Consider the following 21,029-nt stretch of genomic DNA (forward strand, 5'->3'; position numbering starts at 1 on the left):
ATGAATGCAATCCCCCTGGAACACGGGCTGGCACTCTCCGGCGTGCTGTTCTGCCTCGGGCTGGCCGGCCTGATGGTCCGGCGCAACATCCTGTTCGTTCTGATGAGCCTGGAAGTGATGATGAACGCCGCCGCGCTGGCCTTCGTGGTCGCCGGCAGCCGCTGGGGCCAACCCGACGGCCAGGTGATGTTCATCCTGGTGCTCAGCCTGGCCGCGGCCGAGGCGAGCATCGGTCTGGCGATCCTGCTGCAACTGTATCGCCGCTTCCATACCCTCGATGTCGACGCTGCCAGCGAGATGCGCGGATGAACCTGCTGCCCCTCACCTTCCTGTTCCCCCTGGTCGGCTTCCTGCTGCTGTCTTTCTCCCGCGGCAAGTGGTCGGAAAATCTCTCCGCGCTGGTCGGCGTCGGCTCGGTCGGCCTGTCCGCGCTGTCCGCCTTCTGGGCGATCTGGAGCTTCCACAGCGCCCCGCCGGAAGGCGGCGCCTACACCCTGGTGCTCTGGCAGTGGATGAACGTCGACGGCTTCGCGCCGAACTTCGCCCTGTACCTGGACGGCCTGTCGGTCACCATGCTCGGCGTGGTCACCGGCGTCGGCTTCCTGATCCACCTGTTCGCCAGCTGGTACATGCGCGGTGAAGCCGGCTACTCGCGCTTCTTCGCCTACACCAACCTGTTCATCGCCAGCATGCTGTTCCTGGTGCTGGGCGACAACCTGCTGTTCCTGTACTTCGGCTGGGAAGGCGTGGGCCTGTGCTCCTACCTGCTGATCGGCTTCTACTACAGCCACGTACCGAACGGCAACGCGGCGCTGAAGGCCTTCATCGTCACCCGCGTGGGCGACGTGTTCATGGCCTTCGGCCTGTTCATCCTGTTCCAGCAGCTGGGCACCCTGAACATCCAGGAACTGCTGGTGCTGGCGCCGCAGCACTTCGCCCAGGGCGACCTGTGGGTGAGCCTGGCGGCCCTGGCGCTGCTCGGCGGCGCGGTCGGCAAGTCCGCCCAGCTGCCGCTGCAGACCTGGCTGGCGGATGCGATGGCCGGCCCCACCCCGGTTTCCGCACTGATCCACGCGGCGACCATGGTGACCGCGGGCGTGTACCTGATCGCCCGCTGCCACGGCATCTTCACCCTGGCTCCGAACGTGCTGGAGCTGGTCGGCGTGGTCGGTGCCGTCACCCTGGTCCTGGCCGGCTTCGCCGCCCTGGTGCAGACCGACATCAAGCGCATCCTCGCCTACTCGACCATGAGCCAGATCGGCTACATGTTCCTGGCCCTGGGCGTCGGCGCCTGGGACGCGGCGATCTTCCACCTGATGACCCACGCCTTCTTCAAGGCCCTGCTGTTCCTTGCCTCCGGTGCGGTGATCGTCGCCTGCCACCACGAGCAGAACATCTTCAAGATGGGCGGCCTGTGGAAGAAGCTGCCGCTGGCCTACGCCAGCTTCATCGTCGGTGGTTCGGCCCTGGCCGCCCTGCCGCTGCTGACCGCCGGCTTCTACTCCAAGGACGAGATCCTCTGGGAAGCCTTCGCCAGCGGTCACCAGAACCTGCTGATCGCCGGCCTGGTGGGCGCCTTCCTGACCTCGATCTACACCTTCCGCCTGATCTTCATCGCCTTCCACGGCGAGCAGAAGACCGAGGCCCATGCCGGCCATGGCATCAGCCACTGGCTGCCGCTGTCGGTGCTGATCGTGCTGTCCACCTTCGTCGGCGCGCTGATCACCCCGCCGCTCTCCGGCGTGCTGCCGGAAAGCGCCGGCCATGCCGGCGGCGAAGCCCAGCACAGCCTGGAAATCGCCTCGGGCGCCATCGCCCTGGCCGGTATCCTGCTGGCCGGCCTGCTGTTCCTCGGCAAGCGCCGCTTCGTCAGCGCCCTGGCCAAGAGCGCGCCGGGCCGCTTCTTCGGCACCTGGTGGTACCACGCCTGGGGCTTCGACTGGCTGTACGACAAGCTGTTCGTGAAACCCTACCTGCTGATCTGCCGCCTGCTCGGCCGCGACCCCATCGACCAGACCCTGGTCCTGGTGCCGCTGTCCGCCCGCGGTGGGCACACCCTTCTGAGCCTGACCGAGAACGGCCGCCTGCGCTGGTATGCCGCTTCCCTGGTCGGCGGCGCGGTGCTGCTGCTCGCGCTGCTACTGGCCTAACGCATTCACGAAAGAGATCGAGCCCGTCATGATTCTGCCCTGGCTAATCCTGATCCCCTTCATCGGCGGCTTCCTCTGCTGGATCGCCGAGTACACCAGCAAGACCCTGCCCCGCTGGGTCGCGCTGGGTTCCATGACCCTGACCCTGGCGCTGAGCCTGTGGCTGTGGCACACCGGCGACTTCCACCTGGCGCCCGCGCCGGGTGGCGAGCCGCAGTGGACCGCCCAGTTCCAGCTGCAATGGATCGAGCGCTTCGGCATCAGCGTGCACCTGGCCATCGACGGCCTGTCGCTGCTGATGGTCGCCCTCACCGGCCTGCTCGGCGTGCTGTCCGTACTGTGCTCGTGGAACGAGATCCAGCGCCGCATCGGCTTCTTCCACCTGAACCTGCTGTGGATCCTCGGTGGCGTGATCGGTGTGTTCCTCGCCGTCGACCTGTTCCTGTTCTTCTTCTTCTGGGAAATGATGCTGGTGCCGATGTACTTCCTCATCGCGCTCTGGGGCCATAGCTCGGACGACGGCAAGAAGACGCGCATCTACGCCGCCACCAAGTTCTTCATCTTCACCCAGGCCAGCGGCCTGGTGATGCTGGTGGCGATCCTCGGCCTGGTGTTCGTGCACTACAACAGCACCGGCGTGCTGACCTTCAACTACGCCGACCTGCTGAAGACGCAGATGAGCGAGCACGTCGAGTGGCTGCTGATGCTCGGCTTCTTCGTCGCCTTCGCGGTGAAGATGCCGGTGGTGCCGGTGCACTCCTGGCTGCCGGACGCCCACGCCCAGGCGCCGACCGCCGGTTCCGTGGACCTGGCGGGCATCCTGCTGAAGACCGCCGCCTACGGCCTGATCCGCTTCGCCCTGCCGCTGTTCCCCAACGCTTCGGCGGAGTTCGCCCCGATCGCCATGACGCTCGGCCTGATCGGCATCTTCTACGGCGCCCTGCTGTCCTTCGCGCAGACCGACATCAAGCGCCTGGTGGCCTACTCCAGCGTGTCGCACATGGGCTTCGTGATGATCGGCATCTACTCCGGCAGCCCGCAGGCGCTGCAGGGCGTGGTGGTGCAGATGATCGCCCACGGCCTGTCCGCCGCCGCGCTGTTCATCCTCTGCGGCCAGCTGTACGAGCGCCTGCACACCCGTGACATGCGCAAGATGGGCGGCCTGTGGTCGCGCATCCCGTACCTGCCGGCCGTGGCGCTGTTCTTCGCCACCGCGTCGCTGGGCCTGCCGGGCACCGGCAACTTCGTCGGCGAGTTCCTGATCCTGCTGGGCACCTTCAAGGTGGTGCCGGTGATCATCGTCATCGCCACCTTCGGCCTGGTGTTCGGCTCGGTCTACTCGCTGATCATGATCCACCGCGCCTACTTCGGCCCGTCGAAGGCGGACACGCCGATCGCCGGCCTGAACGCCCGCGAACTGAGCATGGTGCTGGGCCTCGCCGCCCTGCTGGTCCTGCTCGGTGTCTACCCGCAGCCGGTCCTCGATACCTCCGCCGCCACCATGCATGGTGTGCAGCAGTGGTTCGACGCCGCCCTTTCCACCCTTGCCGCACGGTAGCCGCGAAATGACTTTCACGATCCAACACTTCATCGCGCTCCTGCCGCTGCTCGTCACCAGCGCCACCCTGGTGGTGGTGATGCTGGCGGTCGCCTGGAAACGCAATCACCGCCTGATCGCCACCCTCTCGATGATCGGCCTGAACCTGGCGCTGGTCTCGATCCTCTGGGCGATCAAGGCGACACCCATCGTCGTCACCCCGCTGCTGCTGATCGACAACTTCGCGCTGTTCTACTCGGCGCTGATCCTGGTCGCCGCCCTCGCCTGCTCGACCCTCGCCCATGCCTACATGGAGAGCTACCCGGGCAACCGCGAGGAGCTCTACCTGCTCCTGCTGCTGTCCACCGCCGGCGGCCTGGTGCTGGTGGCGGCGCAGAACCTGGCCGGCCTGTTCATCGGCCTGGAACTGCTGTCGGTACCGGTCTACGGCATGGTGGCCTACGCCTTCTTCAACAAGCGCAGCCTGGAAGCCGGCATCAAGTACACCGTGCTGTCCGCCGCGGGCTCGGCCTTCCTGCTGTTCGGCATGGCCATGCTCTACGCCGAAGCCGGCACCCTGGACTTCGCCGGCCTGGGCAGCGCCCTGGCCGAAGGCACCGTGCACAGCCCGCTGCTGACCATCGGCGTGGGCATGATGCTGGTGGGCCTGGGCTTCAAGCTGTCGCTGGCGCCCTTCCACCTGTGGACCCCGGACGTCTACGAAGGCGCCCCGGCCCCGGTGGCGGCGTTCCTCGCCACCGCCGCCAAGGTCGCCGTGTTCGCCGTGCTGCTGCGCCTGTTCCAGATCGCCCCGGCGGCCCTGCACAGCGGCGTGCTGCACGTCGCCCTGGCGGTCATCGCGGTCATCTCGATCCTGGTCGGCAACCTGCTGGCGCTGACCCAGAGCAACCTCAAGCGCCTGCTCGGCTACTCCTCCATCGCCCACCTGGGCTACCTGCTGATCGCCGTGGTGGCCAGCAACGGCCTGGCCGTGGAGACCGTCGGCGTCTACCTGACCACCTACGTGGTCACCACCCTGGGCGCCTTCGGCGTGGTCACCCTGATGTCCACCCCCTACGGCGGCCGCGACGCCGATGCCCTGTTCGAATACCGCGGCCTGTTCTGGCGCCGCCCGGTGCTGACCGCGGTGATGACCGTGATGATGCTGTCCCTGGCCGGCATCCCGCTGACCGCCGGCTTCATCGGCAAGTTCTACGTCATCGCCAGCGGCGTCGAGTCGCACCTGTGGTGGCTGGTCGGCGCCCTGGTCCTGGGCAGCGCCATCGGCCTGTACTACTACCTGCGCGTCATGGTCACCCTGTTCCTGGTCGAGCCGAACATGAAGCGCCACGACGCGCCCCTGGACTGGGCCCAGCGCGCCGGCGGCATCATGCTGGTGGCCATCGCCCTGCTGGCCTTCTTCCTCGGCGTGTACCCGCAGCCGCTGCTGGACATCCTCCAGCACTCCGGCCTGGCGGTCGCCGCCGCCGGCTGATAGCCAGAGCAGCAAAGAAAAACCCCGCCTCGGCGGGGTTTTTTGTTGCCTGCGAAACGCTGTTCGTACGCGCCGGGATTGTTCTTCGTAGGAGCGGATCTTATCCGCGACTCCGCCGGCAAGGTCGGCGCTCATAATTACCGAGCCCTCCCCTACCCCGCCAAATCCTCGGTTTCCTCGCGGCCGGTGAACAGGTCCCAGCTGGCGATGAACAGCGCGGCGATCAGCGGGCCGATGACGAAGCCGTTCAAGCCGAACAGCGACATGCCGCCGAGGGTGGAGATCAGCACCACGTAGTCGGGCATCTTGGTGTCCTTGCCCACCAGGATCGGGCGCAGGATGTTGTCCACCAGGCCGATCACCAGCACGCAGAAGAGGATCAGCACCACGCCCTGCCAGATCGCCCCGGTGAGCAGGAACCAGGCCGCCACCGGCACCCACACCAGCCCCGCGCCTATGGCCGGCAGCAGCGACAGGAAGGCCATCAGCGTGCCCCACAGCAGCGAGCCCTGGATGCCGAGGAACCAGAAGATCAACCCGCCCAGCGCACCCTGGGTGGCGGCCACGGCGATGTTGCCCTTCACCGTGGCGCGCACCACGGTGGTGAACTTGGTGAACAGGTGCTGCTTGTGCTCGTGGTCCAGCGGCACCGCCTGCTTGATCCGCCGGCCCAGGGTGCGGCCGTCGCGCAGCAGGAAGAACAGCAGGTAGAGCATCACGCCGAAGCTGATGACGAAGTCGAAGGTGTTCTGGCCGATGCTGAAGGCCTTGGTGGCGACGAACTGGCTGGCCTGCATGGCGCCGCTGGAGAGCTTCTCCTGCAGGCTCGACAGGTCGCCCAGGTCGAAGCGCTCCAGCCACTGGTGGGCCCACGGCGGCAAGGCGGCAAAGGCCTGCTGCACCAGGCCGGCGGGGTTCAGCTGGCCGGATTTCAGGCTCTGGTAGAGGTTGGCGCCCTCCTGCACCAGCGAGCCGGTGATGAAGATCACCGGCAGGATCACGATGAGGATGCAGGCGCTCAGGGTGATCAGCGCCGCCAGGTTCCTGCGCCCGCCCAGGCGCGCCTGCAACCGGCGGTGCACCGGGGCGAAGATGATGGCCAGGATGGTGCCCCAGAACACCGCGCCGTAGAACGGCAGCAGCAGCCAGGCGAAGGCGATGCTGACCACCGCCAGCAGTATCAGGAACGTCCGGTTTTCCAGTTTCGAATCGAGCATGTGCAATCCCATCTGCCGAGAGTGGCCTGCACATTAGTCAGCAGATGGGTGGCGAAGTGCAACCCGGCGCGAGACTGGCGCTCCAGAGGCCCAGCCGACGGACGGCAGCAATGTCTGTAAAGAAAATCGCACAGCCGCCGATATTTCCGAACACCCCCAAGGTTCCCGCAGAGGACACCCCCATGCCTTTTCGTCGCCTCTCCATCCAGTGGAAGATCACCCTGCTCGCGGGCCTGTGCCTGCTCGGCGTGGTTTCGCTGCTCGCCGGTCTGTCGATCTACCGCATGCAGCACAGCACCGCGCTGGTGAAGGAATCCAGCACCCGCATGCTGGACGACGCCGCCGAGGCCCGCCTGCGCGCCCGCGGCGAGATCCAGGCGATGCGTATCCAGCGCTACTTCAGCGACGCCTACCGCTACGCGCAGAGCTTCGCCCGGCAGGCCCTGGCCATGCGCCAGCTCGCCGCCCAGCGCGGCTTGGACACCCTGGCCCTGCGCGAGGAACTGAACCGGCAGATGCGCGACGCGGTGGCGGCCAACCCCGAGCTGCTCGGCCTGTACCTGGCCTTCGAGCCCGACGCCCTGGACGGCCGCGACGCCCAGGCCGAGGGCCGCACCGAACTCGGCAGCAACGAGAAGGGGCGCTTCTCGCAATACTGGGCCCAGGCCACCCCCGGCCAGCTGGAGGCCGAGCCGATGGACGAGAAGATGCTCGCCGACACCAGCCCCGGCCCCAGCGGCGCGGCCTACAACGCCTGGTACACCTGCCCGAAGGCCGCCGGCAAGACCTGCGTGCTGGAGCCCTACGTCGACGAGGTGGGCAACCGCAAGATCCTCATGACCAGCATCGCCCTGCCCCTGCAGGTCGACGGCAAGCTGGTCGGCGTGCTGGGGGTGGACATCGCCCTCGACCGCCTGCAGGAAATCGCCCGTGAAGGCAGCCAGGAACTCTACGAGGGCCAGAGCCGCGTCGCCATCATCAGCCCCGCCGGCCTGCTCGCCGGCTACAGCGCCGACGCCGGCAAGCTCGGCAAGAAGCTGCAGGAGGTCTACCCCGCCCAGGGCGGGCAGTTGCTGCAACTGCTCGGCGCCGGCCAGCACAAGGTCCTCGAACACGACGGCGAGTTGCGCGCCCTGCAACCGCTGCGCCCGATCCCCGAGGCCGAGGCCTGGGGCGTGCTCATCGACGTGCCGCTGCAGGCCCTGCAGGGCCCGGCGGTGAAGCTGCAGCAGGAGCTGGACCAGCAACGTACCCAGGGCACCGTCGTCGAACTCGGCCTGGGCCTGCTCGCCGCCCTGCTCGGCCTGCTGCTGGTATGGCTGACCGCCCGCGGCGTGACGCGCCCGATCCTCGGCGTGGCCGGCATGCTGCGCGACATCGCCAGCGGCGAGGGCGACCTGACCCAGCGCCTGAAGTACCAGGGCCAGGACGAACTGGGCGAGCTGGCCGGCTGGTTCAACCGCTTCCTCGACAAGCTGCAGCCGATCATCCGCGACGTGAAGGCCTCGGTGCAGGACGCCCGCGCCACCGCCGACCAGTCCGCTGCGCTGTCCACCCAGACCAGCGCCGGCATGCAGCAGCAGTTCCGCGAGATCGAGCAGGTGGCCACCGCCTCCCAGGAAATGAGCGCCACCGCCCACGACGTGGCCAACAGCGCCGCGCAAGCCGCCGATGCCGCCCGCGGCGCCGACGGCGCCACCCGCGACGGCCTGGCGGTGATCGACCAGACCACCCGCGCCATCGACGAACTGGCCCGCGACATGAGCCAGGCCATGACCCAGGTCGAGGGCCTGGCCGCCAGCAGCGAGCAGATCGGCTCGGTGCTGGAGGTGATCCGCGCCATCGCCGAGCAGACCAACCTGCTGGCGCTCAACGCTGCCATCGAGGCGGCCCGCGCCGGCGAGGCCGGCCGTGGCTTCGCGGTGGTGGCCGACGAAGTGCGCAACCTGGCCAAGCGCACCCAGGACTCGGTGGAGGAAATCCGCCAGGTCATCGAAGGCCTGCAGAACGGCACCCGCGAAGTGGTCAGCGCCATGCACAGCAGCCACCAGCAGGCCCAGGGCAGCGTCAGCCAGGTGGAACAGGCGGTGGCCGCGCTGCGCCGCATCGGCGAGGCGGTGGGGGTGATCAACGACATGAACCTGCAGATCGCCAGCGCCGCCGAAGAACAGAGCGCGGTGGCCGAGGAGATCAACCGCAACGTGGCGGGCATCCGCGACGTGACCGAGTCGCTGTCCGGCCAGGCCCAGGAATCGGCGCAGATCAGCCAGTCGCTGAACGACCTGGCCAACCACCAGCAGGGGTTGATGGGGCAGTTCCGGGTGTGATCGGCGGGGACGCCATACCTGTAGGAGCGAGCTTGCTCGCGAACAGGATTTCCCGGCGGCTACGGCGTTGGGTGTAAGAGCGCCCTCTCCCCAACCCTCTCCCTGAAGGGAGAGGGGGCCGTTCGGAGTGGGCGGACGATGCGGCGTCAGCCGGCGAGTTCGTAGGGCGCATAACCGTTCGCGGTTATCCGCCGCTGGCCGGAACCCCAATACCTCGGCCCCACACCCATCCTATGAAGGGCGCCTCGGCACAGGTCGACAAGCCCGCCCGTGTTTTCCTGAAACCAACAAAAAACGCCGTTTCCCATGACGGGAAACGGCGTTCTTCCTCGAACCGCGGGCCATGGGCCCGCCGGCATTACAGGCAGAGCTGGCGGTTGGACGCCTTGAGGAATTCCTGCTTCAGGTCCTCGTAGGTGTGCACCGCCGGGAACTGCGGGAACTCGCGGATCACGTTCTCCGGCGCATGGAACAGGATGCCGGCGTGGGCTTCGCTGAGCATGGTAGTGTCGTTGTACGAGTCGCCGGCGGCGATCACGCGGTAGTACAGGCTCTTGAGGGCGATCACCGACTGGCGCTTGGGGTCCTTCTGGCGCAGCTGGTAGCCGACCACGCGGTCGGTCTCGTCGGTGACCAGCTTGTGGCACAGCAGGGTCGGGAAGCCCAGCTGGCGCATCAGCGGCTGGGAGAACTCGTAGAAGGTGTCGGAGAGGATCACCACCTGGAAGCGCTCGCGCAGCCAGTCCACGAACTCCACCGCGCCTTCCAGGGGCTTCAGGGTGGCGATCACTTCCTGGATGTCGGCCAGCTTCAGGCCGTGCTCGTCGAGGATGCGCAGGCGCTGCTGCATCAGCACGTCGTAGTCGGGGATATCGCGGGTAGTCGCCTTGAGCGCTTCGATACCGGTTTTTTCAGCGAAGGCGATCCAGATTTCCGGGACCAGTACCCCTTCCAGGTCGAGACAGGCGATTTCCACGAACGATTCCCCGCAGGTTTGGACAGAAGGCGGCACTCTAGCGGCTCGTCCGGGCCGGCGCAACGCGGTGCTTATACCCAAAGAATACAGTCGACCTTCCTGATGGTTATTTAGGGGCATATCCCTGCCTTTGTTAAGATCGGCAGTCTTATAGCGCACCGCGCAAGTACAAGTGGAAAACCGCCTGATGAGTCATCCGTTCGACGTCGCCGAAATAGCCGCGACCTATGCCAGCAAGTCCCCCCAGGACGTCCTCAAGTTCGCCTTCGAGCACTTCGGCGACGACCTGTGGATCTCCTTCAGCGGCGCCGAGGACGTGGTGCTGCTGGACATGGCCTGGAAGATCAACAAGAACGTCAAGGTGTTCAGCCTGGACACCGGCCGCCTGCACCCGGAGACCTACCGCTTCATCGAGCAGGTGCGCGAGCACTACGGCATCGCCATCGAGGTCATGACCCCCGATCCGCGCCTGCTGGAACCCTTCGTCAAGGAAAAGGGCCTGTTCAGCTTCTACAAGGACGGCCACGGCGAGTGCTGCGGCATCCGCAAGATCGAGCCGCTCAAGCGCAAGCTCGCCACCGTCAGCGCCTGGGCCACCGGCCAGCGCAAGGACCAGAGCCCGGGCACCCGCAGCCAGGTGGCGGTGGTCGAGGTGGACGGCGCCTTCTCCACCCCGGAAAAGCCGCTGTACAAGTTCAACCCGCTGGCCAACATGAGCAGCGAGGAAGTCTGGGCCTACATCCGCATGCTGGAGATCCCCTACAACAGCCTGCACGAGCGCGGCTTCATCAGCATCGGCTGCGAGCCCTGCACCCGCCCGGTGCTGCCCAACCAGCACGAGCGCGAAGGCCGCTGGTGGTGGGAAGAAGCCACCCAGAAGGAATGCGGCCTGCACGCCGGCAACCTGATCACCAAGGGCTGAGGCCGTCGCCGGCGGGTTTTCCGCCGGCGCTCCAGCGCTTAAGGTAGGCCCTGCCCCTACCGCGAGAGGAAAGCCCCATGCGCATCACCATGGTCAAGAAGGTCCTGGCCGACGGCGAGGACTGCGGCAAGTGCAAGGACGTGCAGCAGCGCCTGGAGAACGGCGGCTACCTGCCGCGCATCGACCGCGTGCTGGTGGCCGACGAACGCAACCCGGGCAGCGCCGGCTGGATGGTCGCCGCCCAGTACGGCGTGGACAGCGCGCCCTTCTTCGTGGTGCGCCACGACGACGGCCGCGAGCAGGTGTTCACCGTGTTCATGAGCTTCCTCCACGAGATCCTCGAAGGCCGCGGCCCGGCCCCGCAGGATTCGCCCGAAGTGCTGGCCGAGCTGGCCCGGCGCGACGACCTCGACCGCCTCTGAGCCCACCCTCTTCATCCCCTCTTAAGCCCGCCTTCAGGCAGCGATGCCTATCGTGGCCCAGCGTGCCCTACTCCAAGAATCGAACATGCCCGACCCACTGCTCCCCGCCCCCGGCATCAGCCTGCTGGAGGCGCTCAACCGCCAGTCGTTCCTCGCCATCAACGCCACCGCGCAGACGCCGGCCTGGCTGATCGAGATCGCCCGCTTCGCCGCCACGGTGCCGCTCTACCTGCTGCCGCTGGCGCTGCTGGCCCTGTGGTGCCGGGGCGACCAGCGCCTGCGCAGCCAACTGCTACGGGCCCTGGGGGTGGCCGTGCTGGCGCTGGCCCTCAGCCTGCTGATCGGGCTGCTCTGGCCGCACCCGCGGCCCTTCGCCATCGGCCTGGGGCACGCCTGGCTGGCCCACGCCGCCAACGCCTCCTTCCCCAGCGACCACCTGACCCTCTTCGCCGCCTGCGCCCTCAGCCTGCTGTTCGACGACGTCTGGCTGCCCGGCGCGCTGATCGGCGCCGTCGGGCTGGCGGTGGGCTACGCGCGGGTCTGCCTGGGCATCCACTACCCGCTGGACATGCTCGGCGCGCTGGCCGTGGCGGCGGTGAGCAACAGCCTGGTCTGGTTGCTCTGGCAACGCCACGGCAGCGTACTCACAGCCCGGGCCGAGGCGCTGTACCGCCGCGCACTGGCACCGGCCATCAGCCGGGGCTGGCTGCGTCACTGAATGCATCAGGCGATCGGCATGGCTTCGCTCGTGAGCCTGGCCTCTCGTCATTCGCACGAACGTAGGGCGCATAACGCCTATGGCGTTATCCGCCGAATCGCGGACAGAGTCCGCTCCTACAGGTGGAATGCCATGCCTCATGGCGAACTGTAGGAGCAGGCCCTGCCTGCGATTCGCGCGCAGGGCGCGCTCCTACATGGGAATAGCGAGGGTGGAGCGGCGGATAACCGCGAACGGTCATGCGCCCCACGCTCCCGCCGGGGCCTGAACGAAAACGCCCGGCCGAAGCCGGGCGTCGCGGGGTGGCGTCGCCTCAGTAGACCGGCAGCTCGATGCCTTCGAACAGCTCGTCCAGCTCGGCCTTGTTGTGGCACTGCACGGCCTTGGCCAGCAGCTCGCGGGTCAGGTGCGGGGCGAACTTCTCGATGAAGTCGCACATGAAGCCGCGCAGGAAGGTGCCGCGGCGGAAGCCGATCTTGGTCACGCTGGACTCGAACAGGTGGCTGGCGTCGAGCATCACCAGGTCGCTGTCCAGCTTCGGGTCCACCGCCATGTGGGCCACGATGCCCACGCCCAGGCCCAGGCGCACGTAGGTCTTGATCACGTCGGCGTCGGCCGCGGTGAACACCACCTTGGGCACCAGGCCGCGCTGGTTGAAGGCCTCGTCCAGCTTGGAGCGGCCGGTGAAGCCGAACACGTAGGTGACGATGGGCTGCTCGGCGAGCAGTTCCAGGGTCAGCTTCGGCACCTTGGTCAGCGGGTGGCCCTGGGGCACGATCACGCAGCGGTTCCAGCGGTAGCAGGGCATCATGATGAGGTCGCCGAACAGCTCCAGGGCCTCGGTGGCGATGGCGAAGTCGACGGTGCCGTCGGCGGCCATCTCGGCGATCTGCATGGGCGTGCCCTGGTGCATGTGCAGGGACACGTCCGGGTACTGCTTGATGAAGCCGCTGATCACGCCCGGCAGCGCGTAGCGCGCCTGGGTGTGGGTGGTGGCGATGGACAGGGTGCCCTTCTTCTCGTTGGAGAATTCCTGGGCGATCTGCTTGATGCTCTCGACCTTGCGCAGGATCTCGCCGGCGGTGTTGATGATGCGCTCGCCGGCCGGAGTGACGCGGGTCAGGTGCTTGCCGCTGCGGGCGAAGACTTCCACGCCCAGCTCGTCCTCCAGCAGGCGGATCTGCTTGCTGATGCCCGGCTGCGAGGTGTACAGGCTCTGCGCAGTGGCGGAAACGTTCAGGTCATGGTGCGCGACTTCCCAGATATAGCGCAGTTGCTGGAGCTTCATGGAGATTCCTCGAAATGGATGTCGCGGCCCGCGACCCGGGCTCTGCTTTTATAACCATATTAATGGTTTGAGGAATAAAGTTAGACGTTTTTTTCGAGCTTGCCTACTACGCCCCCCATGGCGCGCCCCCGGCCACCCCCGGGCGCCGGGAAAAACGCGAGGCAGAGCGCCCCGTCCGTTCGTCGCGCAACCGCCTCAGCTGCGGTGCTGCAGCATGGGCACCAGGTACACCGGCACCTCCGCCAACTGCACCACCCGTGCGGCAGTACGCCCCAGGGGCGTGTTCATACCCTCGCCATGGCTGTGGCTGCCGGCGACTATCAGGTCCACCTGCAGGCGCTGCGCCTCGTCCAGGATCACCTGCGGCGGGTCGCCCTGCAGCACGCGCACCGAACGGATCATGCCCGCCTCCCCGTGCAGCTCGCCGAGCTCGTCGCGAAAGCCCTCCATCACCCGCCGCTCGATATTGCCCATGACGGTGCTCAGGCCGCTGCTGCGCAGCTCGGCGAGGGTGTCGGCATCCAGGTAGGTCTGCAGCACGGAATCGGCGAACAGCCCCATCGGCTCCACGGCGTGCACCACGTGAATCTCGGCGTCGTAGGCGCGGGCGAGGGACATGGCGTGCTGGAGGACGTACGGGGCGTAGAGACCAAGGTCGGTAGCGTAGAGAATCGATCGGATCATGCGGCCTCCTACTGCCTCGGCGGCGGGCCTCTGAGCAGAGTAGCAGCAAGCGGCCGAGGCCGCGCTAGCTGGCCGTCTGCGGCTCGTTGCTCACGCCGTGGGGCACGTGGCCGGTGGCGACCACCTCCCTGGCCCGCTCGCAGTGCCCGGGCTGGTCGTCGAAGAATACGTCGGCGCTGAAGGCCTCGAGGAACGCCGACTTGTCCAGGCCGCCGAGGAACAGCGACTCGTCGAGGCGGATGTCCCATTCGCGCAGGGTGCGGATCACCCGCTCGTGGGCCGGCGCCGAGCGCGCGGTGACCAGGGCCGTGCGGATCGGGCAGGACTCCTGGGGGAAGGCCTGCTGCACGCGGTTCAGCGCCGCCAGGAAGGGCTTGAAGGGGCCGCCGCCCAGTGGCTCGCGGGCGGACTCCTGCTCGCGGGTCTGGAAGGCCTCCAGGCCGCCCTGCTGGAACACCCGCTCGGCCTCGTCGGAGAACAGCACGGCGTCGCCGTCGAAGGCGAAGCGCAGTTCGCCGCCGGTCTCGCGACGGGCCCCGGCGGAGAGGATGGTGGCCGCGGCGAAGCCGTTCTCCAGGGCGCTGCGTACGTCTTCGACGTGGGTGGAGAGGAACAGGTGGCAACCGAACGCCGCCAGGTACGGGTAAGGGCTGCGCCCGCCGACGAAGGCCGCGCGGGAGATGCCCAGGCCGTGCTGCTGGATGGAGTTGAACACCCGCAGCCCGGTGTCGGCGCTGTTGCGCGACACCAGCACCACCTCCACCAGTTGCCGGCCGAGCATCTCGTTGAGGCCCAGCAGCTTCTGCACCAGGGCGAAGGCGTCGCCGGGCTGCAGCACCTCGTCCTCGTGGACGATCTGGTACTGCCGGTAGGCCTCCACGCCCTCGGATTCGTAGATGCGGTGGCTCTCGTCGAGGTCGAACAGCGCCCGCGAGGAGATCGCCACCACCAGCTTGTCGCCCAGCCCCTTGCCCATTGCCCGTTCCCCCGTGGTGAATCAGCGCGCCTGGTTGCGCGCGTCGATGAAGCGTAGCGCCCGTTGCAGCGCCTCGATGCGCGGCATCGCCGCCCCGGCGGCGGCCGCCGCGGCCAGGGGCGCGTCGTAGATGGCCTGCAGCTCCAGCGGCCGGCGCTGGGCGAAGTCGTGGTACATGCTCGGCAGGTAGTCGGGCATGCGCTCGGTCGCGCTCAGCATCGCCGCCGGGTAGCCGGCCGGCAGCTCGTGGCCGCAGGCGGCGGCGCCGGCCATCACCTCGTCCATGATGGCGGCGATCAGCGCGCGGCTGTCGGCATTGGCCATCAGCGCCCGGGTGCCGCTGTCGAGCAGCACCGACAGGCCGTTGTAGGGGATGTTCCACACCAGTTTCTGCCAGCGCGCGTGCTCCAGCGCCGGCATCGCCAGGGAATCCAGCCCGGCCGCGCGGAACAGCGCCGCGCCCTCCTCGGCCAGGGCCTGGCCGGCGGCGGCATCGGCGGCCGGCCCGCTGTGGTAGCCCAGGTGCACCGCGCCCAGGGCCTGGTGCTCGATCACCCCGGGGGCGGAGCGGTGCACGCAGATGTAGCAGAGCCCGCCCAGCAGGTGCAGCGAGTCCGGCAGCAGCGGGCGCAGGCCCTCCTCCACCGCCAGGCCGTTCTGCAGCAGCAGGACCTTGGCCCCCGGCGCCGCGGCGCGGGCGATCAGCGGAGCCAGTTCGGCGTTGCTGGTGGTCTTGGCGCCCACCAGCAGCCAGTCGCACGGCGGCAGCTCGGCGACGTCGTGGTAGGCCTGCACCGGCGCCAGGCTCAGCGCGCCATGCACCTGGCTGTTCAGGCGCAGGCCGTGCCCGGCCACCGCGGCGTATTCGCTGCGCAGCAGGAAGTGCACGTCGAAGCCGGCGCGGGCCAGCATCAGGCCGTAGAAACCGCCGATGGCGCCGGTGCCGATCACGCCGATGCGAACGGGGGAAACAGTCATTCAGGGCAACTCCTCGGGAATGCGCCGGGCCGCGGCACGCAGGGCCTGGGCCAGGGGGCCGGCGCGCAGGGGCGCGTCGAGGCGGCCATGGAAGGCCCCGTTGCGCACCAGGAACAGCGCCGGCAGGTGGAAGACTTCGTAGCGCTCGACCAGGCCGCCGTTGCGCCCGGCATCGACCCAGCACAGGCGCTGCACCGGCAGCCCCATGCCCGGCAGCTGCGCGCGGGCCCAGCGGCAGGAGGCGCAGCCCTCGGCGCTGAACACCAGCAGCGAGTCGCCGGGCAATTCGAGCAACCGGTGATCGGCGTCCAGGTCGGTGAGTTCGAACGACGGCACTATACTTGGCTCGATGCCAACACCAAAAAGATTGCAGTCGGAGCCTTCCGTCATGCGACAGTTCCTGCGTCACCCATGTGATCTACCGGTGGAGCTGGTGGTCCGCAGGCAGCTCTTCCTGCCGCGCCAGCGCCTGTACAATATCAGCCTCGGCGGGGTCGCCTGCAACGCCCCGCGCGGTTTCCGCCGCGGCACCGCGGTCGAGCTGCGCATCCCGCTGCTGGGCGACGCCGCGCGCTACCCCGGGGTGGTGGCCTGGAGCCGCAAGCTCGTCGACGACTACCTGGTGGGCGTGGCCTTCCTCGACGAGGACACCCTGTTCCGCGCGCGCATGGTCGAGCAGGTCTGCCAGATCGAGCACTACCGGCGCCAGCGCGAGCGCGAAAGCGGGCAGGCGCAGCCGCTGGAGGACACGGCGCTGGAGTGGATCGCCTGCAATGCCGCCGACTTCCCCCTGTTCTGCGCCATCTGAAACGGCGCAAAACCCCGTCGTCCGGGCATTTTCCCGGTGCCTGCCCATTGTCGAGCCGGCGTCCGACGCGTTAAGGTTCGACTTCCCCTTAGCGAGATTCATGCCTGCGCCCCATCGCATGGGGGTTCCTGGCGGCCGGCACCCGTGACCTGACTGAGTACCACGATGGCTGATTTACAGATCGACGACCTTAACGTTGCCTCCAACGAGACCCTGATCACGCCGGAGCAGCTCAAGCGCGAAATCCCCCTGACCGAAGCCGCCCGGCAGACCGTCGCCCATGGCCGCCAGGTCGTCCGCGACATCCTCGACGGCAAGGACCACCGCCTGTTCGTGGTGATCGGCCCCTGCTCCATCCACGACGTCAAGGCCGCCCACGAATACGCCGAGCGCCTCAAGGTACTGGCCGCCGAGGTCGCCGACAGCCTGTTCCTGGTGATGCGCGTGTACTTCGAGAAGCCGCGCACCACCGTGGGCTGGAAAGGCCTGATCAACGACCCCTACCTGGACGACTCCTTCAAGATCCAGGACGGCCTGCACATCGGCCGCCAGCTGCTGCGCGACCTGGCCGAGATGGGCCTGCCCACCGCCACCGAGGCGCTCGACCCGATCTCCCCGCAGTACCTGCAGGACCTGATCAGCTGGTCGGCCATCGGCGCGCGCACCACCGAATCCCAGACCCACCGCGAGATGGCCTCCGGCCTGTCCTCCGCGGTCGGCTTCAAGAACGGCACCGACGGCAGCCTGACCGTGGCGATCAACGCCCTGCAGTCGGTCTCCAGCCCGCACCGTTTCCTGGGCATCAACCAGGAAGGCGGCGTGTCCATCGTCACCACCAAGGGCAACCGCTACGGCCACGTGGTGCTGCGCGGCGGCAACGGCAAGCCGAACTACGACTCGGTGAGCGTGGCCCTGTGCGAGCAGGAGCTGACCAAGGCCAAGGTGCCGCTGAACGTGATGGTCGACTGCAGCCACGCCAACTCCAACAAGGACCCGGCCCTGCAGCCGCTGGTGATGGACAACGTCGCCAACCAGATCGCCGAGGGCAACAACTCCATCGTCGGCCTGATGGTGGAAAGCCACCTGGGCTGGGGCAGCCAGCCGATCCCGAAGGACCTCTGCCAGCTGCAGTACGGCGTCTCCATCACCGACGCCTGCATCGACTGGGAGACCACCGAGAAGGCCGTGCGCAGCATGCATGCCAAGCTCAAGGACGTGCTGCCCAAGCGCCAGCGAGGCTGAAGCGCAAGGCAATGAAAAACGCCGGGCATTGCCCGGCGTTTTCATTGGTGCTGGCGGCTCAGGCCATGCGGTCGGCGTGGCGCGGGTGGCGCTCCAGGTAGCGCTCGACGTAGGAGCAGGAGGGAATCACGCTGTAGCCCTTGCGCTCGGCGTACTGCAGCGCGTGCTCGGTGAGCGCCGCAGCGATGCCCCGGCCGCGCAGGCTGTCCGGCACGAAGGTGCGGTAGATGTCCAGCGTCTGCTTGCCCAGATCCATGTAGGCCAGGTAGGCACGATGACCGTCCACCGTCGTGACGAACTGGTGGCTGGACTCATCATGATGGATGGACAACGACTCACTCACTTGCACTCTCCTCTTGCGGGTCTCACAACTCGACCCGCACCTGATTGATCTTGTTCAGGCGGAGGTTCATCTCGGCCGAGCCCGTCCCCATGAGGACCGTGATATAGACTCGTCCGTTCTCCACCTTGTGCAGTACACCCTGGTAATAGGCACCATCGAAGGTGATGAACTGCAGGCGCTTGCCGGTGTACTGGGCAAGGCTGTCGATACTGACGAAGCCATATTGCTGCGTTCTCTTCTCCGACTCAACCGTTTCTTCGGCTGAAATCTTGTGGGCGGCCGAATCGACGGTGATCTTCTGCTTCAGCGGGTCGACCCAGGCGAAGCCGACCGGGCTCACCGCCTGCTGGTTCACCAGCAGCACCGGGCGCAGCATGCCGACCACGTCCTTGGCCTCGAAGAACTGCAGCCCGCCCCAGGTCATGCCCTCGGTGGGGTTGAGCTCCAGGCGCAGCGACTGCGGGTCGGCCAGGTAGCGGGCGTAGGCGTCGAGCAGCGGCGGGTCCAGCGCCACGCGCTGGCTGCGCATGGCCTTGTCGAACTGCGCCAGGGCCTGCTTGAGGTACTCCTCGCGCTTGATGCCCAGGCGCGCGGCACAGAACTCCTGGACCTTGCGCTGGTACTGGTTGTCGTCCAGCTCGACGGTCACCTGGGACACCCGCGGCGGGTTCACGCGCATGTCGCCGGGGCGTTCGGAGACGTTGCTCAGGGACATGCCGACGCGGGTGTCGAGCATGCCGCGGGCGTCCGAGCGCAGGTTGAAGGTCAGCTTCTGCGCGCCGGGTTCGAACAGGTACGAGAACTCGATGTCCGACTCCAGGGTGCGGTAGCCCATCTGCAGCAGCTCGTCGGAGCCGATGTTGCGGATGTTGCCGCAGGCCACCTCGCTCATGGCGGTGAACACGCTGCTCTCCGCCGGCTGCTCGTACAGCGCCTGCATGAACGGGCCGTGCACCTGCAGCTCGACGCCGGTGAGTTCCATGGCCATCTGCTTGGGCAGCTTGCCCTCGGCCAGGCGCTCCTTGAAGCTGAGCAGCTCGCGCAGGCCGTTGAACCTGAGCTGGGCATGGGCCACCTTCAGGCTGTCGCGGGCGGCCGGCACGCGGATCTCCACGTTCTTCAGGCCGACGCGGCCGTCGAAGGAAGAGGAAATCCCGCCGTAGGTGATCTCCACCATCGGCGACAGGCGTGCCACGGCGTCGTCGACGATGCTGCGCACGGACAGCCACAGCGACACCTTGATGATCAGCGCCACGGCCACGATGCCGAGCAGGCCCCACTTGAGCAGTTTCGACATTCGGAAGGACTTCCTTGTATGCGGATTGATACGGACGGCGGTGCTGGCAGCTTAACAGCACGGCCCGCGCGCCTCCATGCGCCGCCCGCCAAATTCGCCGGCTCGCCCGCCGGAGAGTGAAGCCCGTCGCAAAACCGCGGTGACCGGCCGGTCGGACACAGCGCTTTACGGTCGCCGTGGCCGCCAGTATGTTCTGCGCCACGCCCCTTTTCCCGGATGTCCTGCCATGAGTGAACTGATCAGCTATCAACTCGACGACGGCGTCGCCACCCTGACCCTCGCCAACGGCAAGGTGAACGCCATCTCCCCCGCCGTGATCGAGGCCTTCAACCAGGCGCTGGACCGTGCCGAGCAGGACCGCGCGGTGGTCATCCTCACCGGCCAGCCGGGCATCCTCTCCGGCGGCTACGACCTCAAGGTGATGACCTCCGGCCCGGAGAACGCCGTGGCCCTGGTGGCCGCCGGCTCGACCCTGGCCCGGCGCATGCTGGCCCACCCCTTCCCGATCATCGTCGCCTGCCCCGGCCACGCCGTGGCCAAGGGCGCCTTCCTGCTGCTCTCGGCGGACTACCGCATCGGCGTCGACGGCCCCTTCCAGATCGGCCTGAACGAAGTGGCCATCGGCATGACCATGCACCACGTGGGCATCGAGCTGGCCCGCGACCGCCTGCGCAAGTCGGCCTTCAACCGCTCGGTGATCAACGCCGAGATGTTCGCCCCGCAGGAAGCCATGGCCGCCGGCTTCCTCGACAAGGTGGTGAGCCCCGAGGAACTGCTGGACACCGCCCGCGCCGCCGCCCAGCAGCTGAAGAAGCTGAACATGACCGCGCACCGCAACACCAAGCTGAAGGTGCGCCGGCAACTGCTGGAAACCCTGGACCAGGCCATCGAGCAGGACAAGCAGCACCTGGCCTGAGGCAAGCGCCCCAATAGGCGCAACTGCCTTGCCGACAGCGCCGAGGTGCTTCTCGCAGGATGGGTTGAGCCTTGGCGAAACCCATGCGGCCATGGCGATGGGTATCGCTCCGCTCAACCCCTCCTACGCCGCCCCCTTGCAACCCGTAGGGCGCATAACGCCTACGGCGTTATCCGCCGCCGCCGTCGGGCACCGGCGTTCCGGCCGGCGGCGGATAACCGCGAACGGTTATTCGCCCTACGGTCGAGCATGGTCGTAGGACCTTGTCCGCGATAGCCGGACATCCCGGCGCGATTCGCGGATGAGATCCGCTCCTACGCTACCCCACCCACGCCGTTCCCCTGTAGGAGCGCGCCCTGCGCGCGATATCGCGGGCAGGGCCCGCACCTATGGAGCTCCTCGAATAGTTACGAAAAAGGCAAAACTGATTAAGCCCGTTCGGTCTTTTTCAAAAATTATTGCGCGTTAACCTATTGATGAACCCACAGGAAAAGCAACCAACGAGGTGTTCATCATGAAACTGCAACTGATCGCCACTGCCCTCCTCGCCAGCGCCACCCTGCTCGGCGCCCAGGCCGGCTTCGCCGAAGAATCGCCGCTGATGCAGAACCGCATGGTCAACCTGAACCAGGCCGCCCTGCAGCACAAGGCCGAGCAGACCGCCCACCAGCAGCACGACGCCCCGGCCCACCAGGGCTGACCGGCCGCCCGCCGGCACTCCGACGGCCCCGCA

The 21,029-nt window shown here is 67.5% G+C and carries 21 protein-coding genes; 12 read left to right on the top strand and 9 right to left on the bottom strand.

The window, feature by feature from the left end; genetic code table 11:
* From nuoK to nuoN, 4 genes are read left to right on the top strand one after another with little or no spacing between them, the layout of a single operon-like run.
* On the top strand, positions 1-309 hold the full coding sequence (gene nuoK / locus PKO50_RS19195; protein ID WP_043253249.1) for an NADH-quinone oxidoreductase subunit NuoK: 309 nt from the start codon (positions 1-3) through the stop codon (positions 307-309).
* Positions 306-2,150 carry an NADH-quinone oxidoreductase subunit L gene (nuoL, locus tag PKO50_RS19200; RefSeq protein WP_275626940.1) on the top strand — a complete coding sequence of 615 codons (1,845 nt, stop codon included), beginning with the start codon at positions 306-308 and terminating at the stop codon, positions 2,148-2,150. The genes nuoK and nuoL overlap by 4 nt, the downstream gene beginning before the upstream one ends.
* Before the next feature lie 28 nt (positions 2,151-2,178).
* Positions 2,179-3,708: an NADH-quinone oxidoreductase subunit M gene (gene nuoM, locus PKO50_RS19205; protein ID WP_109936477.1), complete on the top strand. Its 1,530-nt coding sequence runs from the start codon at positions 2,179-2,181 to the stop codon at positions 3,706-3,708.
* A gap of 7 nt (positions 3,709-3,715) precedes the next feature.
* Positions 3,716-5,182 carry an NADH-quinone oxidoreductase subunit NuoN gene (gene nuoN, locus PKO50_RS19210; RefSeq protein ID WP_275626941.1) on the top strand — a complete coding sequence of 489 codons (1,467 nt, stop codon included), beginning with the start codon at positions 3,716-3,718 and terminating at the stop codon, positions 5,180-5,182.
* A 152-nt stretch (positions 5,183-5,334) separates the two neighbouring features.
* Here the strand turns inward: nuoN and PKO50_RS19215 are convergent, their stop codons facing one another.
* Complete coding sequence (locus PKO50_RS19215; protein WP_275626942.1) at positions 5,335-6,399, bottom strand: AI-2E family transporter; 1,065 nt, start codon at positions 6,397-6,399, stop codon at positions 5,335-5,337.
* Between the two features lie 182 nt (positions 6,400-6,581).
* On the opposite strand from PKO50_RS19215, the gene PKO50_RS19220 reads away from it, so the two are divergent.
* Positions 6,582-8,726: a methyl-accepting chemotaxis protein gene (locus PKO50_RS19220; protein WP_275626943.1), complete on the top strand. Its 2,145-nt coding sequence runs from the start codon at positions 6,582-6,584 to the stop codon at positions 8,724-8,726.
* A gap of 358 nt (positions 8,727-9,084) precedes the next feature.
* Here the strand turns inward: PKO50_RS19220 and thrH are convergent, their stop codons facing one another.
* On the bottom strand, positions 9,085-9,702 hold the full coding sequence (gene thrH, locus PKO50_RS19225; protein WP_275626944.1) for a bifunctional phosphoserine phosphatase/homoserine phosphotransferase ThrH: 618 nt from the start codon (positions 9,700-9,702) through the stop codon (positions 9,085-9,087).
* A gap of 187 nt (positions 9,703-9,889) precedes the next feature.
* On the opposite strand from thrH, the gene PKO50_RS19230 reads away from it, so the two are divergent.
* The 3 genes from PKO50_RS19230 (at position 9,890) to PKO50_RS19240 (ending at position 11,764) form a co-directional block, all read left to right on the top strand.
* Complete coding sequence (locus tag PKO50_RS19230) at positions 9,890-10,624, top strand: phosphoadenylyl-sulfate reductase (protein WP_109932155.1); 735 nt, start codon at positions 9,890-9,892, stop codon at positions 10,622-10,624.
* 77 nt (positions 10,625-10,701) lie between these two features.
* Positions 10,702-11,046 carry a hypothetical protein gene (locus PKO50_RS19235; protein ID WP_109932157.1) on the top strand — a complete coding sequence of 115 codons (345 nt, stop codon included), beginning with the start codon at positions 10,702-10,704 and terminating at the stop codon, positions 11,044-11,046.
* 85 nt (positions 11,047-11,131) lie between these two features.
* On the top strand, positions 11,132-11,764 hold the full coding sequence (locus tag PKO50_RS19240) for a phosphatase PAP2 family protein (RefSeq protein ID WP_275626945.1): 633 nt from the start codon (positions 11,132-11,134) through the stop codon (positions 11,762-11,764).
* Positions 11,765-12,077: 313 nt separating this feature from the next.
* On the opposite strand, the gene cysB is transcribed toward PKO50_RS19240, so the two are convergent.
* From cysB to PKO50_RS19265, 5 genes are all read right to left on the bottom strand, one after another.
* A complete protein-coding gene (gene cysB, locus PKO50_RS19245; protein WP_074980682.1) occupies positions 12,078-13,052 on the bottom strand; it encodes an HTH-type transcriptional regulator CysB in 975 nt (324 codons plus the stop codon).
* 195 nt (positions 13,053-13,247) lie between these two features.
* Positions 13,248-13,736 (bottom strand): universal stress protein, encoded by a 489-nt coding sequence (locus PKO50_RS19250; protein ID WP_109937100.1) that lies wholly within the window; start codon positions 13,734-13,736, stop codon positions 13,248-13,250.
* Positions 13,737-13,800: 64 nt separating this feature from the next.
* A complete protein-coding gene (locus PKO50_RS19255) occupies positions 13,801-14,712 on the bottom strand; it encodes a 5'-nucleotidase (protein ID WP_275626946.1) in 912 nt (303 codons plus the stop codon).
* A gap of 21 nt (positions 14,713-14,733) precedes the next feature.
* Positions 14,734-15,690 (bottom strand): putative 2-dehydropantoate 2-reductase, encoded by a 957-nt coding sequence (locus PKO50_RS19260; protein ID WP_275626947.1) that lies wholly within the window; start codon positions 15,688-15,690, stop codon positions 14,734-14,736.
* A complete protein-coding gene (locus PKO50_RS19265) occupies positions 15,691-16,080 on the bottom strand; it encodes a thioredoxin (protein ID WP_109937098.1) in 390 nt (129 codons plus the stop codon).
* Between PKO50_RS19265 and PKO50_RS19270 the strand changes: the two genes are divergently transcribed.
* Entirely contained in the window at positions 16,079-16,498 is a 420-nt protein-coding gene (locus PKO50_RS19270; protein ID WP_275626948.1) for a PilZ domain-containing protein, read from the top strand. The genes PKO50_RS19265 and PKO50_RS19270 overlap by 2 nt on opposite strands.
* Positions 16,499-16,663: 165 nt before the next feature.
* A complete protein-coding gene (locus PKO50_RS19275) occupies positions 16,664-17,740 on the top strand; it encodes a 3-deoxy-7-phosphoheptulonate synthase (RefSeq protein WP_109937096.1) in 1,077 nt (358 codons plus the stop codon).
* A gap of 58 nt (positions 17,741-17,798) precedes the next feature.
* Here the strand turns inward: PKO50_RS19275 and PKO50_RS19280 are convergent, their stop codons facing one another.
* Both PKO50_RS19280 and PKO50_RS19285 read right to left on the bottom strand, forming a co-directional pair.
* Positions 17,799-18,083, bottom strand: a complete 285-nt coding sequence (locus tag PKO50_RS19280; protein ID WP_009623398.1) for a GNAT family N-acetyltransferase — start codon at positions 18,081-18,083, stop codon at positions 17,799-17,801.
* Between the two features lie 22 nt (positions 18,084-18,105).
* On the bottom strand, positions 18,106-19,380 hold the full coding sequence (locus PKO50_RS19285) for a hypothetical protein (RefSeq protein WP_109937095.1): 1,275 nt from the start codon (positions 19,378-19,380) through the stop codon (positions 18,106-18,108).
* Positions 19,381-19,606: 226 nt separating this feature from the next.
* Between PKO50_RS19285 and PKO50_RS19290 the strand changes: the two genes are divergently transcribed.
* Both PKO50_RS19290 and PKO50_RS19295 read left to right on the top strand, forming a co-directional pair.
* The gene (locus PKO50_RS19290; protein ID WP_275626949.1) at positions 19,607-20,296 is read left to right on the top strand and encodes a crotonase/enoyl-CoA hydratase family protein; all 690 of its coding nucleotides are present in this window, start codon (positions 19,607-19,609) and stop codon (positions 20,294-20,296) included.
* Positions 20,297-20,810: 514 nt separating this feature from the next.
* Positions 20,811-20,996, top strand: coding sequence for a hypothetical protein (locus PKO50_RS19295; protein ID WP_109937378.1), 186 nt, complete (start codon positions 20,811-20,813; stop codon positions 20,994-20,996).
* Positions 20,997-21,029: the final 33 nt, after the last annotated feature.

The organism is Pseudomonas sp. 273 (assembly GCF_029201425.1).
GTDB classification, from domain to species: Bacteria; Pseudomonadota; Gammaproteobacteria; order Pseudomonadales; family Pseudomonadaceae; genus Pseudomonas; species Pseudomonas delhiensis.

Excerpts from the sequence above, each read along its gene's own strand:
- PKO50_RS19270 (WP_275626948.1), top strand. The coding sequence starts at position 16,079 with ATGCGACAGTTCCTGCGTCACCCATGTGATCTACCGGTGGAGCTGGTG.
- PKO50_RS19230 (WP_109932155.1), top strand. The coding sequence starts at position 9,890 with ATGAGTCATCCGTTCGACGTCGCCGAAATAGCCGCGACCTATGCCAGC.
- nuoL (WP_275626940.1), top strand. The coding sequence starts at position 306 with ATGAACCTGCTGCCCCTCACCTTCCTGTTCCCCCTGGTCGGCTTCCTG.
- PKO50_RS19265 (WP_109937098.1), bottom strand. The coding sequence starts at position 16,080 with ATGACGGAAGGCTCCGACTGCAATCTTTTTGGTGTTGGCATCGAGCCA.
- PKO50_RS19240 (WP_275626945.1), top strand. The coding sequence starts at position 11,132 with ATGCCCGACCCACTGCTCCCCGCCCCCGGCATCAGCCTGCTGGAGGCG.
- cysB (WP_074980682.1), bottom strand. The coding sequence starts at position 13,052 with ATGAAGCTCCAGCAACTGCGCTATATCTGGGAAGTCGCGCACCATGAC.
- nuoN (WP_275626941.1), top strand. The coding sequence starts at position 3,716 with ATGACTTTCACGATCCAACACTTCATCGCGCTCCTGCCGCTGCTCGTC.
- PKO50_RS19255 (WP_275626946.1), bottom strand. The coding sequence starts at position 14,712 with ATGGGCAAGGGGCTGGGCGACAAGCTGGTGGTGGCGATCTCCTCGCGG.
- PKO50_RS19285 (WP_109937095.1), bottom strand. The coding sequence starts at position 19,380 with ATGTCGAAACTGCTCAAGTGGGGCCTGCTCGGCATCGTGGCCGTGGCG.
- PKO50_RS19235 (WP_109932157.1), top strand. The coding sequence starts at position 10,702 with ATGCGCATCACCATGGTCAAGAAGGTCCTGGCCGACGGCGAGGACTGC.
- PKO50_RS19250 (WP_109937100.1), bottom strand. The coding sequence starts at position 13,736 with ATGATCCGATCGATTCTCTACGCTACCGACCTTGGTCTCTACGCCCCG.
- PKO50_RS19260 (WP_275626947.1), bottom strand. The coding sequence starts at position 15,690 with ATGACTGTTTCCCCCGTTCGCATCGGCGTGATCGGCACCGGCGCCATC.
- PKO50_RS19215 (WP_275626942.1), bottom strand. The coding sequence starts at position 6,399 with ATGCTCGATTCGAAACTGGAAAACCGGACGTTCCTGATACTGCTGGCG.
- nuoK (WP_043253249.1), top strand. The coding sequence starts at position 1 with ATGAATGCAATCCCCCTGGAACACGGGCTGGCACTCTCCGGCGTGCTG.
- PKO50_RS19295 (WP_109937378.1), top strand. The coding sequence starts at position 20,811 with ATGAAACTGCAACTGATCGCCACTGCCCTCCTCGCCAGCGCCACCCTG.
- PKO50_RS19220 (WP_275626943.1), top strand. The coding sequence starts at position 6,582 with ATGCCTTTTCGTCGCCTCTCCATCCAGTGGAAGATCACCCTGCTCGCG.
- PKO50_RS19290 (WP_275626949.1), top strand. The coding sequence starts at position 19,607 with ATGAGTGAACTGATCAGCTATCAACTCGACGACGGCGTCGCCACCCTG.
- nuoM (WP_109936477.1), top strand. The coding sequence starts at position 2,179 with ATGATTCTGCCCTGGCTAATCCTGATCCCCTTCATCGGCGGCTTCCTC.
- PKO50_RS19275 (WP_109937096.1), top strand. The coding sequence starts at position 16,664 with ATGGCTGATTTACAGATCGACGACCTTAACGTTGCCTCCAACGAGACC.